Source organism: Rhizobium sp. 0TCS1.26 (genome assembly GCF_050455525.1).
Taxonomy (GTDB): domain Bacteria; phylum Pseudomonadota; class Alphaproteobacteria; order Rhizobiales; family Rhizobiaceae; genus Neorhizobium.
On record NZ_JBCIYV010000002.1, the window covers coordinates 1357487 to 1373459 of the forward strand.

The 15973-nt window shown below is 63.0% G+C and carries 18 protein-coding genes and 1 tRNA gene; 12 read left to right on the plus strand and 7 right to left on the minus strand.

Annotation, left to right across the window (positions count from 1 at the left end):
* Positions 1-43: 43 nt before the first annotated feature.
* From rpsA to AAIH46_RS13880, 3 genes are all read right to left on the minus strand, one after another.
* Complete coding sequence (rpsA, locus tag AAIH46_RS13870) at positions 44-1747, minus strand: 30S ribosomal protein S1 (RefSeq protein ID WP_430306457.1); 1704 nt, start codon at positions 1745-1747, stop codon at positions 44-46.
* A 162-nt stretch (positions 1748-1909) separates the two neighbouring features.
* A complete protein-coding gene (cmk, locus tag AAIH46_RS13875; protein WP_430306569.1) occupies positions 1910-2542 on the minus strand; it encodes a (d)CMP kinase in 633 nt (210 codons plus the stop codon).
* 40 nt (positions 2543-2582) lie between these two features.
* Entirely contained in the window at positions 2583-3290 is a 708-nt protein-coding gene (locus AAIH46_RS13880) for a hypothetical protein (protein WP_430306458.1), read from the minus strand.
* A 295-nt stretch (positions 3291-3585) separates the two neighbouring features.
* Between AAIH46_RS13880 and AAIH46_RS13885 the strand changes: the two genes are divergently transcribed.
* Positions 3586-3972 carry a TIGR02300 family protein gene (locus tag AAIH46_RS13885; protein WP_430306459.1) on the plus strand — a complete coding sequence of 129 codons (387 nt, stop codon included), beginning with the start codon at positions 3586-3588 and terminating at the stop codon, positions 3970-3972.
* A gap of 149 nt (positions 3973-4121) precedes the next feature.
* Positions 4122-4197: transfer RNA gene (locus AAIH46_RS13890), tRNA-Ala, on the plus strand.
* A gap of 168 nt (positions 4198-4365) precedes the next feature.
* On the opposite strand, the gene AAIH46_RS13895 is transcribed toward AAIH46_RS13890, so the two are convergent.
* Complete coding sequence (locus AAIH46_RS13895; protein WP_430306460.1) at positions 4366-4620, minus strand: hypothetical protein; 255 nt, start codon at positions 4618-4620, stop codon at positions 4366-4368.
* Between the two features lie 151 nt (positions 4621-4771).
* On the opposite strand from AAIH46_RS13895, the gene AAIH46_RS13900 reads away from it, so the two are divergent.
* From AAIH46_RS13900 to AAIH46_RS13925, 6 genes are all read left to right on the plus strand, one after another.
* On the plus strand, positions 4772-5392 hold the full coding sequence (locus AAIH46_RS13900; RefSeq protein ID WP_430306461.1) for a DNA-3-methyladenine glycosylase: 621 nt from the start codon (positions 4772-4774) through the stop codon (positions 5390-5392).
* 130 nt (positions 5393-5522) lie between these two features.
* The gene (kynU, locus tag AAIH46_RS13905) at positions 5523-6728 is read left to right on the plus strand and encodes a kynureninase (RefSeq protein WP_430306462.1); all 1206 of its coding nucleotides are present in this window, start codon (positions 5523-5525) and stop codon (positions 6726-6728) included.
* Between the two features lie 38 nt (positions 6729-6766).
* Positions 6767-7564 carry a tryptophan 2,3-dioxygenase gene (gene kynA, locus AAIH46_RS13910; protein ID WP_430306570.1) on the plus strand — a complete coding sequence of 266 codons (798 nt, stop codon included), beginning with the start codon at positions 6767-6769 and terminating at the stop codon, positions 7562-7564.
* A gap of 25 nt (positions 7565-7589) precedes the next feature.
* Positions 7590-8417 carry an alpha/beta hydrolase gene (locus tag AAIH46_RS13915; protein WP_430306463.1) on the plus strand — a complete coding sequence of 276 codons (828 nt, stop codon included), beginning with the start codon at positions 7590-7592 and terminating at the stop codon, positions 8415-8417.
* Positions 8418-8484: 67 nt separating this feature from the next.
* Complete coding sequence (locus tag AAIH46_RS13920) at positions 8485-9216, plus strand: YoaK family protein (RefSeq protein WP_430306464.1); 732 nt, start codon at positions 8485-8487, stop codon at positions 9214-9216.
* Positions 9217-9220: 4 nt separating this feature from the next.
* Entirely contained in the window at positions 9221-10003 is a 783-nt protein-coding gene (locus AAIH46_RS13925) for a YdcF family protein (protein WP_430306465.1), read from the plus strand.
* Between the two features lie 6 nt (positions 10004-10009).
* Here AAIH46_RS13925 and AAIH46_RS13930 read toward each other — a convergent pair whose 3' ends face one another.
* Entirely contained in the window at positions 10010-10483 is a 474-nt protein-coding gene (locus tag AAIH46_RS13930) for a hypothetical protein (RefSeq protein WP_430306466.1), read from the minus strand.
* Positions 10484-10603: 120 nt separating this feature from the next.
* Between AAIH46_RS13930 and AAIH46_RS13935 the strand changes: the two genes are divergently transcribed.
* Positions 10604-11257 (plus strand): trimeric intracellular cation channel family protein, encoded by a 654-nt coding sequence (locus tag AAIH46_RS13935; RefSeq protein ID WP_430306571.1) that lies wholly within the window; start codon positions 10604-10606, stop codon positions 11255-11257.
* A 3-nt stretch (positions 11258-11260) separates the two neighbouring features.
* Here AAIH46_RS13935 and irrA read toward each other — a convergent pair whose 3' ends face one another.
* Positions 11261-11677 carry an iron response transcriptional regulator IrrA gene (gene irrA / locus AAIH46_RS13940; protein ID WP_430306467.1) on the minus strand — a complete coding sequence of 139 codons (417 nt, stop codon included), beginning with the start codon at positions 11675-11677 and terminating at the stop codon, positions 11261-11263.
* Positions 11678-11961: 284 nt separating this feature from the next.
* Here irrA and fabA point away from each other — a divergent pair, with 284 nt between their 5' ends.
* The 3 genes from fabA to fabI are packed head-to-tail and all read left to right on the plus strand — an operon-like array spanning position 11962 to position 14572.
* Positions 11962-12477, plus strand: coding sequence for a 3-hydroxyacyl-[acyl-carrier-protein] dehydratase FabA (gene fabA, locus AAIH46_RS13945; protein ID WP_430306468.1), 516 nt, complete (start codon positions 11962-11964; stop codon positions 12475-12477).
* 60 nt (positions 12478-12537) lie between these two features.
* Positions 12538-13761 (plus strand): beta-ketoacyl-ACP synthase I, encoded by a 1224-nt coding sequence (gene fabB / locus AAIH46_RS13950; protein WP_430306469.1) that lies wholly within the window; start codon positions 12538-12540, stop codon positions 13759-13761.
* Between the two features lie 4 nt (positions 13762-13765).
* Positions 13766-14572 carry an enoyl-ACP reductase FabI gene (gene fabI, locus AAIH46_RS13955; RefSeq protein ID WP_430306470.1) on the plus strand — a complete coding sequence of 269 codons (807 nt, stop codon included), beginning with the start codon at positions 13766-13768 and terminating at the stop codon, positions 14570-14572.
* Between the two features lie 318 nt (positions 14573-14890).
* On the opposite strand, the gene AAIH46_RS13960 is transcribed toward fabI, so the two are convergent.
* Positions 14891-15907 (minus strand): class I SAM-dependent methyltransferase, encoded by a 1017-nt coding sequence (locus tag AAIH46_RS13960; protein WP_430306471.1) that lies wholly within the window; start codon positions 15905-15907, stop codon positions 14891-14893.
* Positions 15908-15973: the final 66 nt, after the last annotated feature.

A 15973-nucleotide genomic window follows, 5' to 3' on the forward strand; every position in this document is an offset into this window, starting at 1 on the left:
GGATCGCTCCGGCGGGTTCTTTAATCTAGAGGCTTTGCGAGGATTATTCGCCGCCGCGGTTCTTCAGAGCCGCGCCGAGGATATCGCCGAGCGAAGCGCCGCTATCGGACGAACCGAACTGAGCAACGGCTTCCTTCTCTTCTGCGATCTCGAGAGCCTTGATCGACAGCATGACCTTGCGGTCCTTCTTGGAGAAGTTGACGACGCGGGCGTCGAACACCTGGCCAACCGAGAAACGCTCCGGACGCTGATCGTCGCGATCGCGTGCAAGGTCGCCACGGCGGATGAAGGACGTGACATCTTCGTGAGCCACGAGCTTCACTTCCACGCCGCCATCGTTGACGCCGATGACTTCGCACGAAACGACAGCGTTCTTGCGCAGTTCGCCGGAGGTTGCAGCTTCACCAACCGCATCGCGGCCGAGCTGCTTGATGCCGAGCGAGATGCGCTCCTTGTCAACGTCGACGTCGAGAACGACGGCCTTGACGACATCACCCTTGTTGTACTCTTCGATGACCTGTTCGCCCGGACGGTTCCAGTCGAGATCCGACAGGTGAACCATGCCGTCGACATCGCCTTCGAGGCCGATGAACAGACCGAATTCGGTCTTGTTCTTCACTTCGCCCTCAACTTCAGTGCCGGACGGGTGGCTGAAGGCGAATGCCTGCCACGGGTTTTCCAGCGTCTGCTTGAGGCCGAGCGAGATGCGGCGCTTCGACGGATCGACTTCGAGAACGACAACGTCGACATCCTGCGTCGTGGACAGGATCTTGCCGGGATGTACGTTCTTCTTGGTCCAGGACATTTCGGAGATGTGGATCAGGCCTTCGATGCCCGGCTCCAGCTCGACGAACGCACCGTAGTCGGTGATGTTCGTGACGGTACCGGAGATCTTCTTGCCGACCGGGTACTTGGCCGAGATGCCATCCCACGGATCCGACTCAAGCTGCTTCATGCCGAGCGAGATGCGGTGGGTTTCCTGGTTGATGCGGATGATCTGAACCTTGACCTGCTGGCCGATGTTCAGGATTTCCGACGGATGGTTGACGCGGCGCCATGCCATGTCGGTGACGTGCAGCAGGCCGTCGATGCCGCCGAGGTCAACGAACGCACCGTAATCGGTGATGTTCTTGACGACGCCGTCAACAACCTGGCCTTCTTCGAGGTTCTGCACGATTTCCGAACGCTGCTCGGCACGCGATTCTTCAAGAACCGTACGACGCGAAACAACGATGTTGCCGCGACGCTTGTCCATCTTGAGGATTTCGAAGGGCTGCGGGTTGTGCATCAGCGGGGTGACGTCGCGGATCGGACGGATGTCGACCTGCGAACGCGGAAGGAAGGCTACAGCGCCATCCAGATCGACGGTGAAGCCACCCTTGACCTGGTTGAAGATAACGCCTTCGACGCGCTCGCCGGCTTCGAACTTGGCTTCGAGCTTGATCCAGCTTTCTTCGCGGCGAGCCTTCTCGCGCGACAGAACAGCTTCGCCAAGTGCATTTTCGATGCGCTCGACGTAGACCTCGACTTCGTCGCCGACCTTGAGCGAGCCGTCCTTGCCCTTGGCGCCGAATTCCTTCAGCGCGATGCGGCCTTCAACCTTCAGGCCGACGTCAACGACGGCCATGTCCTTCTCGATCCCGGTGACGATGCCTTTGGTGACATAGCCTTCGGCCAGATCGTTGGTTGCGAAGGATTCCTCGAGGAGGGCCGCGAAATCATCACGCGTGGGGTTTGCTACTGACATGAAATCTCCTGGTCGCGTCCCTTTACGGACACGGGTGGCGCCGGGGGTTCGTGTTGATGATCTCAAAGAGAGGTCCGCCCTCCTTTTGGAAGGCAATCCGGCGCGGGGACCTACGCTTTGAGCTTGCTGTTGCGATGGACTGGCCGGCAAGCCGGCAGGCCGTCAATTGTTTTCCAGGGCGGCGTCGATGATAGACTTCGCGGCACTGAACGCGGCCTCTATACTCATTTCCGAGGTGTCAAGCAAGTGCGCATCCGGAGCCGGCTTCAAGGGACTGTCGGACCGGCCCATATCGCGTTCGTCGCGCGTCTTCACCTCGTCGAAGATGGCCGCATAATCGGCCGCCTTTCCACTGGCGACGATCTCGTCAAAACGGCGTCCGGCGCGCACCTCCGGGGATGCGGTCACGTAAAGCTTCACGGCCGCATCCGGACATACGACGGTGCCGATATCGCGGCCGTCGAGGACGGTTCCCGGCAAACGCTGCGAAAAGGCACGCTGAGCCTCGACCAGAGCCTTGCGAACCGACGGCATGACGGCGATGCGGGATGCCGCCTCGCCGATCGAATGCACCGCCAGCACCGAACGATCGAGCCCGGCAAGGTCCACGTCCCGCGCCATCTTCTGCGCAACCGCCTCATCATCAAGCGGCAGGCCCGCGTCGAGCAGCGCCTTGGCCGTCGCCCGATAGGTGAGCCCGGTGTCCAGGTGGTGGAAGCCGTAGGTCTCGGCGATCCTGCGTGAAAGCGTGCCTTTCCCCGCCGCAGCCGGTCCGTCGATGGCGATGATCACGATGTCGCTCCTTCTTTCTCTGTCGGCTTTCTCTATCGGCTGGCTATCTCTGTCCGGCGGCGCTGTCGGCAGCCTCGCTCCCGTCGAAGACGATTTCTGCTGCCATCAGCCGTCTGCGACCCGTGACCGCGATCTGTGCCGGACCTGACCCGGTCTGCCTCAACTTGATCTCGGCACCGAAGCTGCGGAAGAGCTCGACCAGCCGTTCTGGCTCCCGCGGTGCCACGACAGAGGTGCAACCTGGCGTATTCAGGCCGGCCAGAAGCACGGCGGCACCGATATCCTCGGAAACGTGGGGCGTCATCCACGAGATCGGATTTGCGCTGCGCGGACCGTGCAGGACCGTTTGACAAGGAAGCAATTGCAATTCCGCATCCGGCGCCTCCACCTGTGCGCCCATTGCGGCAAGGGGAGCGAGAAGATCGGGATCGGGTGCTGCGTCCAGGCGGCAGGTGACCGGGAAATCATAGCTCGAGGCCATGCCGGCAAACAGCGCGAAGGCGCGCGGCGCGTTCTCGAAATCGAGCGCCTGCAACGGTTCGAGCAGGGCCCCGCTTCCTGCACCGGCAACCACCCAGCCCGAAGCGCTCCGGTCGATCATCACGCCCATTGCCTCGAGCGCCTGCGCAGCCGCAACGAGATCGCCGCTTTGAGCCAGTCCGACGAGCCTGCTGCGACCGATCGAAACGCCAGCCAGAAGCAGGGCAAGCACCGACAGAAGCGGCAGGTCCTCAGCTGGTGCTCTCAGCACGAGCCTCGGCCGTTTCGACTGCTCGACAGGCTCCAAATACCCCGGCTGCGACATCTCAAAACCCTGTCATCTGCGAAACGCTGCGAGATCGGCACGCGGGCAACCAGCCTCGCTGCCGGCTCCTATCACAAGAAACATCCGCGGTCATGCGCAGGCACCGCGGAAACCCGGGGCTTTGGCTGCCAAGTTTGCCTTTGACATGCCTGGGGACAACGATTAAGGGGACCGGCTAGCATTTTCAGCGCCGCTTTCGCGGCAACGCCGAACAGATCGGCCATTTTACGGGGCTTCGACAGTGGCAAAAGCGGAACTTGGAACCAAGCGCACCGACCCGGATACGGGCAAGAAATTCTACGACCTGAACCGTGATCCGGTGGTTTCCCCGTATACGGGCAAATCCTGGCCGCTCTCCTTCTTCGAAGAGAACACCGTCCAGATGAAGATGGAGCAGGCCGAGGAAGAGGAAGTCGCGGAAGTCGATGCCGAAAACCCGGACGTCGAACTGGTCTCGCTCGAAGAAGGTGACGAGGCCGCATCCGGCGACGACATCCCGGACATGGGCGATGACGACGTCGAGATCGAAGGCGACGACGACGACACCTTCCTGGAAGCCGACGAAGACGACGACGATGACGATGTCTCCGGCATCATCGGTGTCGGCGGTGACGACGACGAGGTCTGATCAGACAATTCCGGCCCGGGCGAAAAAATTGCCCGGGCTTTTCATTTTTGACTTGCACTCCGAAAACACCGGACGTATGAAGCCGCCACCCCGACGCAAGCACTGCTTCGGCGGGGTTCCCGGAACCGGAGAATGCCCGGTACCCTGATGGGGCTATAGCTCAGCTGGGAGAGCGCTTGCATGGCATGCAAGAGGTCAGCGGTTCGATCCCGCTTAGCTCCACCAAACTTTTCCCTAGTCTATGGTAGTTGATCGAAGTCTGAGTTCGTCAAACACGATCCACCGTCGCGATCTTCCAGATCCGTCGGTGAGATGAGTTGCCGACGAGGTCGGTATCCGACTGTCGGACCAAGTCCATGCGACAGCGATCAGACAACTGCCGCCTGTCAGCCACTACCGCCGTGGTTCGCCACCCGGTGCGTAGACGCTCTTGCTTTCGAAGCGGAACTTATGGCTGCACTGGCAGCGCAGCATGTATTTCTTCGGGTCGCGGGAGGCGAATTCGGTGAAGAAGCCTTTTGGCATCTCGTCGACCGAAAAGCCCGGATCCTTGCGGCGCGGGTCGTCGTCCTCCGACACTTCGGCAAAGCCGGCATGTCCGCATTGGGGGCATTCGAGTTTTCGGGAATATCGGTCGCGTGCTGCCATTTGCGCTTAACTAGTGATTCGCCCGGCGGGTGGCAAGCCGGCAACTGTGAAGCCATGCACGCCGACGCCATTCGCGGCAAGCAAACCGCAACCTCGATCACCGGGATCTCATCAGCCGGCGTCCGCGCCAAGCCGGCCCAGACATCAGCTCTTGCTCTCAACGCATCAGGCGACCAATAAGACAGTATTCATCAACGACATGAACACTGGTGCCATGCAGCTTCAGACTTTCTTCGACCGTAGCGCCGTCACGGTGGCATCCGAACTGATCGGCGCCATGCTCAGCGTCGACGGGGTCGGCGGGATGATCGTCGAGACGGAAGCCTACCAGCCGGACGATCCTGCGTCGCACAGCTTTCGCGGGCCGGGCATCCGCAACCGGACGATGTTCGGGCCGCCTGCGCATGCTTATGTCTACCGATCCTACGGCATCCACTGGTGCCTCAATTTCGTCTGCCGGCCAGGCTCTGCCGTGCTGATCCGGGCGCTGGAGCCGGTCTTTGATCTGTCACGCATGGCCGAGCGTCGCGGCCGGGCCGATCCGCTGACTTTGTGTGCCGGGCCGGGCCGGTTGGCGCAGGCCCTGGGCATCGATATCGGCCTGGACGGTGCATCGATCGAACAGCCACCGTTCCGGCTCGAGCTTCGCCAGTCGGAGCCGGCGATCGTCTGCGGTCCGCGGATCGGCATTACCAAGGCCGTCGATCTTCCATGGCGGTTCGGCCTGCAGGGTTCGCCGCATCTCAGCAAGCGGTTTCCGAAGACACCCTGATCGCGGCGGCAACCAAATGATGGTGTCGGGCAAAATTCGGTTCAAACCCGCATCGTCTTCGCTATGCTCCGCACTCCAGCAGGAGTGGAGACTGCCAGCGCAGTTCCGGAGGGTGCAGAAGGTGGCAAGCATGACGGATTTCGACAGGACACGGGCGCTGTTTCACATGCCGGCGGGCGTGATCTATCTCGACGGCAACTCGCTCGGGCCCCTGCCGCTTGCCGCGACGGAACGCGTGGCGTCGCTGATGACGAACCAGTGGGGCGAGATGCTGATCCGCGGCTGGAATCAGGCGGGCTGGATGAACATGCCGCGGCGTATCGGCGACCGCATCGGCCGGCTGATCGGCGCGCCGGAAGACACGGTAGTCATGGGCGACACGCTGTCGATCAAGGTCTACCAGGCGCTTGCCTCGGCGATCCAGCTTGCCGCCGAAGCCGATCCGAAACGCCGGGTGATCCTCTCGGACAGCGGCAACTTCCCATCCGATCTCTACATCGCCGAAGGACTGATCGGCGCGCTCGACCGCGGCTATCACCTGAAGGTGGTGGAGCCGGAGGCGGTCGAGGCGGCGATCGACGACAGCATTGCGGTGCTGATGCTGACGGAGGTGGATTACCGGACCGGCCGGCTGCACGACATGAAGGCGCTGACCGCGAAGGCGCACCAGGCGGGCGCCCTGGCGGTCTGGGATCTGGCGCACTCCGCCGGTGCGCTGCCTGTCGATCTGGCCGGTGCCGATGCCGATTTCGCCGTCGGCTGCACCTACAAGTACCTGAACGGAGGCCCGGGCGCGCCTGCCTTCATCTACGTCGCGCCCCGTCACCTCGACAGCGTACGCCCTGCCCTCTCCGGCTGGCTGGGACATGAAAAGCCCTTCGCCTTCGATCTCGGCTACCGCCCGGGCGACGGCATCGACCGGATGCGCGTCGGCACCCCGCCGGTCATCGCGCTCGCTGCTCTCGACGCGGCACTCGATGCCTGGGACGCGGTGGACATGGCCGATGTGCGGTCCAGATCCATCGCGCTCACCAACCTCTTCATCGCGGAAGTCGAACGGCGCTGCCCGTCGCTGACGCTCGGCTCGCCGCGCGACGGCGCCAGCCGCGGCAGCCAGGTCTCGTTCCTGCACAACGAAGGCTATGCGATCATGCAGGCGCTGATCTCGCGCGGCGTGATCGGCGACTTCCGCGCGCCGAACGCCATCCGCTTCGGCTTCACGCCGCTCTATATCGGCGAGCGCGAGGTGCTGGCGGCCGTCGACATCCTGTCCGACATCATGGACAAGCGGTTGTGGGACGTGGCGCAGTTCAAGCAGAAGGCACTCGTGACGTGACCGAAGACCGCTACGATCCGGCAGAGGAAGGCGCGCAGATGTCCTTCCAGGAGCGGATGTCCTACACGGACTACCTGCAGCTCGATCCGATCCTCTCGGCGCAGAAGCCGCTGTCTTCGGCGCATGACGAGATGCTGTTCATCATCCAGCACCAGACGTCCGAGCTCTGGATGAAGCTTGCCATCCACGAGATCGGCTCGGCAATCAACGCCATCCGGGGCGATCAACCACAGCCGGCCTTCAAGATGCTGTCGCGCGTGGCGCGCATCTTCGAACAGCTGAACAATGCCTGGGACGTGCTGCGCACGATGACGCCCAGCGAATACACCGAATTTCGCGAGGCGCTCGGCCAGTCGTCAGGCTTCCAGTCCTGCCAGTACCGGGCGATCGAGTTCCTGGCGGGCAACCGCAACCTGGCCATGCTGGGACCGCACCGGCACCGGCCGGATCTTCTGGCGCAGCTAGAAGCGATCCTCTGGCGGCCCAGCCTCTATGACGAGGCAATCCTGCTGCTTTCGCGCCAAGGCTTTGATATCGGGCCCGATGCGGCACGGACGGACTGGCGGGAAACCCGCCGCGAGAGCGCCGAGGTGCTGGAGGCATGGCGACAGGTCTATGCCTCGCCGCAACGATACTGGCACCTCTACGAGCTTGCCGAGAAACTCGTTGACTTCGAGGACTATTTTCGTCGCTGGCGGTTCAACCACGTGACCACCGTCGAGCGGGTGATCGGCTTCAAGCGCGGCACCGGCGGAACGTCCGGCACGCAGTATCTGAAGAAGATGCTCGAGGTGGAGCTCTTCCCAGAACTGTGGCGCGTGCGTACCGTGCTCTGAGACGACGACAAGACGAGAGGCCGAGATGATTTTCCAGCAGATCAAGGATTGGGACGACGCCTATACCAATGGCGCCAACATCCCGTGCGGCGAGGCCTGGCCCGCGGCATGGGTCGAGCCGGCCCGGACCTACCGCGAACAGCTGCTGGCAGCCGGGCGTGCGCAGCTCGATCTGTCCTACGCCGACAAGCCGCGCAACCGCTTCGATCTTTTCCTGCCGCAGGAAACGCCGCGCGGCCTCGTCGTCTACGTGCATGGCGGCTACTGGCAGGGCCTCGACAAGTCCTACTGGTCGCATCTGGCTGCCGGCTCTGTGGACAGCGGCTATGCGGTCGCCATGCCCAGCTACACACTCTGCCCGGAGGTGCGGGTCGGCCAGATCGTCGAGGAGGTCGGCGCGGCAATCACCGATGCGGCGAACGAGATCGACGGGCCGATCCACCTCACCGGGCACTCGGCCGGCGGCCATCTGGTGACGCGGATGATCGCTGCAACGTCACCGCTTTCCCCTGCCATTCGCCAGCGGGTGCGCACCGTGGTGTCGATCTCCGGCGTGCACGATCTGCGGCCACTCGTGAACACCTCGCTCAACAAGAACCTGCGGCTCTCCGCGGAAGAAGCCGCCGCCGAAAGTCCGGTGCTGATGAGCCCGGGCGACGGAGCCCGGCTGTTCTGCTGGGTGGGCGGCAACGAGCGGGCGGAGTTCATTCGCCAGAACGCGCTGATGGCCAGCCTCTGGCTGGGGCTCGGCGCTGAAACCGGCGCCTATGTGGAGCCGGACCGACATCATTTCAGCGTCGTCGACGGCCTTGCCGACGTCGATCACCCGCTGACACGGACGCTGCTGTCCTGATCCCCGGGGAACCAGTCTCAAGGGCATCTGCGGACGCAGCGCAGTCCGAGGCAAACCTGGAGCGAACATGACACGCGCGAGGCGAAGACGGATCATACGCATCCAGCGCACCTGGACGGGCATCGCGCTCGTGGCGGCGATTTCCTTCATCGCCGGAATGACGGATGCGGTAGGCCTGCGGCTCTCGGGAGACTTCGTGTCGTTCATGACCGGCAACACCACGCGCGCGGCGATCTCTCTGGCCGATGGCCAGACACACCATGGACTGATCCTGCTGCTGGCCATCCTGGTCTTCGTCGCCGGCAATGCGCTCGGCGTCATCGTCGCCCATCTCGTGGCGCGCCGCATCTTCGGGGTGCTGGCCGGAGTCTCCATCCTGCTGGCAACGGCATCGCTTCTCGGCGAGCCGTCGCTGCACCTGCCGCGCTTCTATCTGGTGGTCCTGGCGATGGGCATGGTCAACGCTGCCGTCGAGCACATCGAGGGCCTGCCGATCGGCCTGACCTATGTGACCGGCGCCCTGTCGCGGCTGGGACGCGGGATCGGTGCCTTCATCATGGGCGAACGGCGGTTCGACTGGGGGATTCAGCTGGTGCCCTGGCTCGGCATGGTCAGCGGCGCGATGACGGGTGCGATTATCGGGATCGCGATGCCGCAGTTCGCGCTGTTCATCGCCGCCATGCTGTCGCTCGCCGTTGCGCTTTCGACGCTCATGCTGCGCCGCGCCCTTCACCAGCGTTACAAGAACCGGCGCCCCGCTGCCGCTTCTGCCGTTCCCCGTACTCTCGCCCGCAAGTGAGCTGATGTTCTATCTGTCTAAAATCTTCTGGTTGGTCGTCCAGCCGCTATCGCTTGCATTCCTGCTGGCGCTGATCGGCGCACTGGCGGCCCTTGCCGGGTGGCGACGCCTCGGCGGCTTGTCGTCGCTCGTTGCGGCACTCGTCCTGTTCGTGACGCTCTACACCACCACGGGCAATGTCCTGCTCCAGTCCCTCGAGAACGAGGTTCCGCGACCCACCGAGCCGCCAGCCGCTATCTCCTGCATCGTCATGCTGGGCGGTGCGGTCGAAAACGAAGTGATGAGCGGCCGTGGCGGCATCGAGTTCAATGCCGCAGCCGACCGTTACACCGAAACGCTGCGGCTGGCACTCGCCCATCCGCAGGCAAGGATCCTCGTGTCCGGCGGCGACGGCTCGTTCAGCGGCAGATACGAGGGAGAAGCCGGCGCCTCGGAACGGTTCTTCGCAGCCTATGGAGTGCCGGCCGATCGGCTGATCAAGGAAAACACCTCGCGCAATACCTGGGAGAATACGCTCAACACCCGTGAGATGCTGGCTGCGGAAAACCTTGCGGACTGCGTGCTGGTGACCTCGGCCTTCCACATGCCACGGGCGATGGCGCTGTTTGCCAGGGCCGGGATCGAGGTAACGCCATGGCCGGTAGACTATCGCACCAGCGGCCGCCTCTCATTCGGCTTCGACTTCACCCAGCCGTCCCTGAATGCCCAGAATACGGCGACTGCGGTGCGCGAATGGCTGGGGCTGATCGGCTATTACGCGACAGGGCGCATCGACCGGCCGTTCTGAAACCCGCTACTTTCTGGAAATGGTGACCATCCGCGCACCACGGACACGGACCGTCATCTCACAGGGCGTATCATCGGTGCGATCGCAGTAGCGCGGCGCCATCTTGAAGACGAAGACCATGTTGCCGAAGCGCTTGATGAAATCGTAGCCAAAAATCTGCGCGGTGGCGATCATGAAGTAGCCGCCCTCCTTGACCTGCAGATAGAAGTTATAGGGGCAGCCCTCGTCGTTGCAGGCAGCGGCCTTCTTGCCGTCGCAGGTCATTTCATCGTGGTTGGCGATGGCATCGATGATGCCGTCATTGTTGATGTCCAGACGGGTAATGAAGCCGTCGCCGAACTCGACCTTCTGGCACTGCTTGCGGAAATGGTCCTTCTCGTAAATTTCCGGGTCGCTCAGCAGGCTCTGCTGGGCGCCGGCCATGGTCGGGATGAGCACCAGCGCCAGCAACATGGTCATCCGGATGAAGATATGCTGCATGGCCGTCGATCCCTATTCGTCTGTAGACAATGCGCGGCGTCGATGGCCGGGCGTGGCGTGCGGCGCTATGCTATGTGCGTGCACTTGCGCGACGCTGGTGCCGGCTGACGGGGAATGACGATGCCGCTTCTGACGATCCTGGATTATGCGGGCGTGGCGCTGTTTGCCGCAACCGGGGCGCTTGCCGCCTCGCGCAAGGAACTCGACCTCATCGGCTTCCTGTTCTTTGCCGCCGTGACCGGCGTCGGCGGGGGAACGCTCCGCGACCTGGTGCTCGGCCAGGGCCCGGTGTTCTGGGTGGTGGATCCGACCTACCTGATCATCTGCGCGGCGATCGGCGTCATCGTGTTCCTCAGCGCGCACCGCGTTGAGTGGCGATACCGGCTGCTGGTATGGCTCGATGCGGTGGGACTTTCCGCCTACAGCGTCATGGGCGCGGCAAAGGGGCTGGCGATCAGCCAGTCTCCGACCATCGCCATCGTCACCGGGACGATGACCGCGACGTTCGGCGGCATCCTGCGTGACCTGATTGCCAACGAGCCGTCCATCCTGCTGCGTCCGGAGATCTACGTGACGGCCGCACTCGCAGGTGCCAGCGCCTTCACCGCGGCGCAGCTTCTCGGACTGCCGCCGACCTTCAGTTCGGCTGTCGGCATCCTGCTGGCGTTTTCGCTGCGGGGTGGCGCCCTGCGGTTCGGCTGGACGCTGCCACGATACCGCCCGCGCGCCGGACGTCCGGCGCACGAGGCGATGAAAAAGAAGAAGCGGAAGTGAGTGTCAGCCGCGCTTTTCGCGCAGCCGGATGATCACGTCGACATGGGCGATTTCCATGCCATCCGGCGCATCGGGCAGGTTGCCGATGGCGATGTTGCTGACCGGAATATCGAGAACCTCGTTGCGGCCTTCGACGAAGAAATGGTGGTGGTCCGAGACGTTGGTATCGAAGTAGGTCCGGGCGCTCTCGACAGCGAGAACGCGGATGAGACCCGCTTCGGTAAACTGATGGAGCGTGTTGTAGACGGTGGCCAGCGATACCGGAACGCCGGCCGCGGTCGCTTCCTCGTGCAGTTCCTCGACCGTCAGATGCCGATCACCCTTGGCAAACAGCAGATCGGCGAGAGCCACCCGCTGCCGGGTCGGCCGCAGGCCACAATGGCGCAGTCTGGTTTCCACATCCGTGATGGCTTCGGCCATTATCGAGGCAAACTCCCGTCGAACGACGATTTGTCGAGTTTTGGATATAACTTTTACTTGGCCGCCTTTCAATAGGGCGCTTCCGTGCGCCTGCGACCGGCGCGATATGTAAAAATTTGCCTCGCTTGCCTCTAGTTTGCCCTGCCGGGTTCCTATATGCGGACCTATCTCAACCTTGGATACGGCAGCCCTGTGTCGCAGGAAGCCGCCTCCATGCGCTTCAATTTCGAACGGTCTTGCTTTAAACACGCAGGACCGATGACGAGGGGGAACGGACAGACCTCATGGACAGCAGACAATCCAGCTTCACTTACGAAGAAATACTCACCTGTGCGCACGGCCAGATGTTCGGCCCGGGCAATGCACAGCTGCCACTGCCACCCATGCTGATGTTCCACCGGATTACCGAGATCTCCGAGACCGGAGGCCCTAACGACAAGGGCTTCATCCGTGCCGAATTCGACATCACGCCCGACCTGTGGTTCTTCCCCTGCCACTTCGAAGGCGATCCCGTCATGCCCGGCTGCCTAGGCCTCGACGCCATGTGGCAGCTGACCGGCTTCTATCTCGGCTGGCTGGGCGAGCCCGGCAAGGGCCGCGCGCTGTCCACGGGCGAAGTCAAGTTCACCGGCATGGTGACGCCGGAGACGAAGCTTGTCGAATACGGCATCGACTTCAAGCGCGTCATGCGCGGTCGACTGGTGCTCGGCATCGCCGACGGCTGGATGAAGGCCGACGGCGAGGTGATCTATCGCGCTACCGATCTGCGCGTCGGTCTCTTTCAGGAAAAGGCCGCCTGACGGCCCGCGGCCGGGTGTGAACCCGGTCTCGCGATACAACGATTGAAAAGGTCTAATCTCATGCGACGGGTAGTTGTCACAGGTCTCGGTGTGGTTTCCTCCATCGGCAACAATGCCGAAGAGGTCACTGCGTCCCTGCGCGATGCCAAGTCCGGCATCTCGTTCTCCAACGATTTTGCCGAGCATGGCTTCAAGTGCCAGGTCTGGGGTAGCCCGAACCTTGATCCGACCGATCTGGTGGATCGACGGGCGATGCGCTTCCTGTCGCAGGGCGGCGCCTGGAACCATGTGGCGATGAAGCAGGCGATCGCCGATTCGGGTCTCGAGGAAGCCGACTACGCGCAGAACGAGCGCGTCGGCATCATCATGGGATCGGGTGGTCCATCCACCCGCACGCTGATCGAAGCCGCCGAGATCACCATCAAGAACAACAGCCCGAAGCGTATCGGACCGTTCGCCGTGCCGAAGGCCATGTCTTCCACGGCATCTGCGACGCTTGCCACCTGGTTCAAGCTCCACGGCGTCAACTACTCGATCTCGTCGGCCTGCTCGACCTCGGCGCACTGCATCGGCAATGCCGTCGAGATGATCCAGTGGGGCAAGCAGGACATGATGTTTGCTGGAGGCCACGAAGACCTCGACTGGACGATGTCGAACCTGTTCGATGCCATGGGCGCCATGTCGTCGAAGTTCAACGACCAGCCGGCCAGCGCGTCCCGCGCCTATGATGTCAACCGCGACGGCTTCGTCATTGCAGGCGGCGCTGGTGTTCTGGTGCTCGAAGAGCTGGAGCATGCAAAGGCCCGCGGCGCCAAGATCTACGCCGAAGTTGTCGGCTACGGCGCGACCTCCGACGGTTACGACATGGTGGCTCCGTCCGGCGAAGGCGCTGCGCGCTGCATGCGTCAGGCGCTCGCCACCGTCGACGGCACCGTCGACTACATCAACACCCATGGCACGTCGACGCCGGTCGGCGATTCGAAGGAAATCGGTGCCATCCGCGAAGTGTTCGGTGACAAGATCCCGCACATCCAGTCCACCAAGTCGCTGACCGGACATTCGCTCGGCGCCGCCGGCGTGCAGGAATCGATCTACTCGCTGCTCATGATGCAGGCCGGCTTCATCGGCGAAAGTGCGCACATCCATGAGATCGACCCGGAATTTGCGGACGTGCCGATTGTTCGCAAGCGCATCGACGACGCCAAGATCGACATCGCACTTTCCAATTCATTTGGGTTTGGCGGCACGAATGCCACGCTCGTCTTCCAGCGTTTCAACGGATAAGACCATGAGCGGACTAATGCAGGGGAAGCGCGGCCTCATCATGGGCGTCGCCAACAATCACTCTATTGCCTGGGGTATCTCCAAGGCGCTGGCGGCACAGGGCGCTGAACTCGCCTTCACCTACCAGGGAGATGCGCTCGGACGCCGGGTGAAGCCGCTGGCGACGGAAGTCGGATCGGACGTCGTCGTCCCCTGCGATGTGGAGGATCTCGCCTCCGTGGATAATGTCTTCTCGGAGGTGGCGGAGCGCTGGGGCAAGCTCGATTTTGTCGTGCATGCCATCGGCTTCTCCGACAAGAACGAGCTGAAGGGCCTCTACGCCGACACCACGCGCGAAAACTTCAGCCGGACCATGGTGATTTCCTGCTTCTCGTTCACCGAGATCGCCAAGCGGGCAGCCGGCCTGATGACCGAAGGCGGCTCGATCCTGACGCTGACCTATGGCGGCTCGATGCGGGTGATCCCGAACTACAACGTCATGGGCGTCGCGAAGGCGGCACTTGAAAGCTCGGTTCGCTATCTAGCTGCCGATTTCGGTCCCAAGGATATTCGCGTCAATGCAATCTCGGCCGGTCCGGTGCGCACGCTTGCCGGCGCCGGTATCTCGGATGCCCGGGCGATCTACTCCTGGAACCAGAAGAACTCGCCGCTGCGGCGCACGGCGACGATCGAGGACATCGGCGGATCCTCGCTCTACCTGCTGTCGGACCTGTCGCGAGGCGTGACCGGAGAAATCCACTATGTGGATGCCGGCTACAACATCACGTCGCTGCCGACCCTCGAGCGCCTGCGCAACGCCGACGTGGAGTAGGCGGAACGCCTACCGATAGTTTGCCGCCCACAGCGGCATCGACCATCAATGACTAAGGCCCGGCCATCGGAAATCGACGGCCGGGCCTTTGTCATTCAGGTATGGAGGAGCGGAGAGCGCTCAGCGGTGTTCGAGTTTCGCCGCGCCAGCCGACCGCAACTCTTCCTCAGCCTGGCATTGCCGGCCATGGCGGCGTCCGCCAGCGGCCTGCGCGCACGCAGAGGCTCGGTCAGCTTCAGGATCTGCGACAGCCGCTACAGGGCTAGTCATTGCCGGTATCTGGCATCGCCGGTATCCGCAGGCAGATCTCGAAACGTGTCACTTACGGGCTTGCAGCACCTTGAAGCGGGCGTTGCGGCAGACTTCGCCGCTCTCCTTGAACTCGGCGGCCAGGGTCGGCTCATAGGGCAGGCCGCGGTTGGCAACCATCAGCAGCCGGCCACCGATCCGCAGGGCGGCGGAGGCAGCCTTGATGAAGGCCTGACCGAGTTCGGGATCGGCCGCATGTCCTTCGTGGAAGGGCGGGTTCATGATCACCAGGTCGTATTTCTCCTTGATCGGCTCGGCGGCCAGATCCTGCCAGAAGAAGCGGGCCTGCAGGTCCGGGCAGTTGAGGGAAAGGTTCTTCTTCGCGAACTCGAGCGCCCGGTGATCAGCCTCGAACAGGTCGATGCGGTTGGTGCGCGGCGACGCTTCTGCCAGCATCACCGAAAGATAACCCCAGCCGGCGCCGAGATCGGCGGCGTTGCCGTCAAAGTCGGTCGGCAGGCGGCTGGCGAGAAGTTCCGAGCCCGGATCGACGTGATCATGCGAGAAGGTACCGGGAATGGTCTGGAAGCGCGCCGAGATCACGCTCGGCTGCTTTGTGAGCTTCTCGACTGCTGCCGAGACGTCCTGCGGGCGCTCGAACCAGGCAACGACGCCGTGGTACTTCGGCAGGTGCTCTATGGTGAAACCGAAATTCGCCAGCTGCTTGCGGAGCGGCTGGATGCCGTCTTCCTTCGAGCCGGCAATCACGATCATGCCGCCGTCGCGGACGCGTGCGAGCGCTTCGGCAACATTCTGCTCGTTCTCGCCCTTGTGCTTACCGCAGAGGATCAAGGCGGCATCATAGCCCTCACCTTCCGGCTCCGGCACCACATGCGCGCCAGCGATGCTCAGGGGGCGAAACAGCGGCCGCAGCGGCTGGACGTTGGTAATCTCGGCAGCGAAGCCTTCCGGCAGGCGCGGACCGCTCTCGGCGGCGAGAAACAGAATGCGAGATCCTTCGGCAGGCGCCGGCAGCGTGCCGGTCGCGAAGGGATGGAACAGCGTCTTCACTGCGTCGCGGCTCATGGGCGTTTTTCCATGTCTTGATAAGAAAAGGGCGCGGAAAATTCCCGCGCCCCGAGAGGTGTCCGG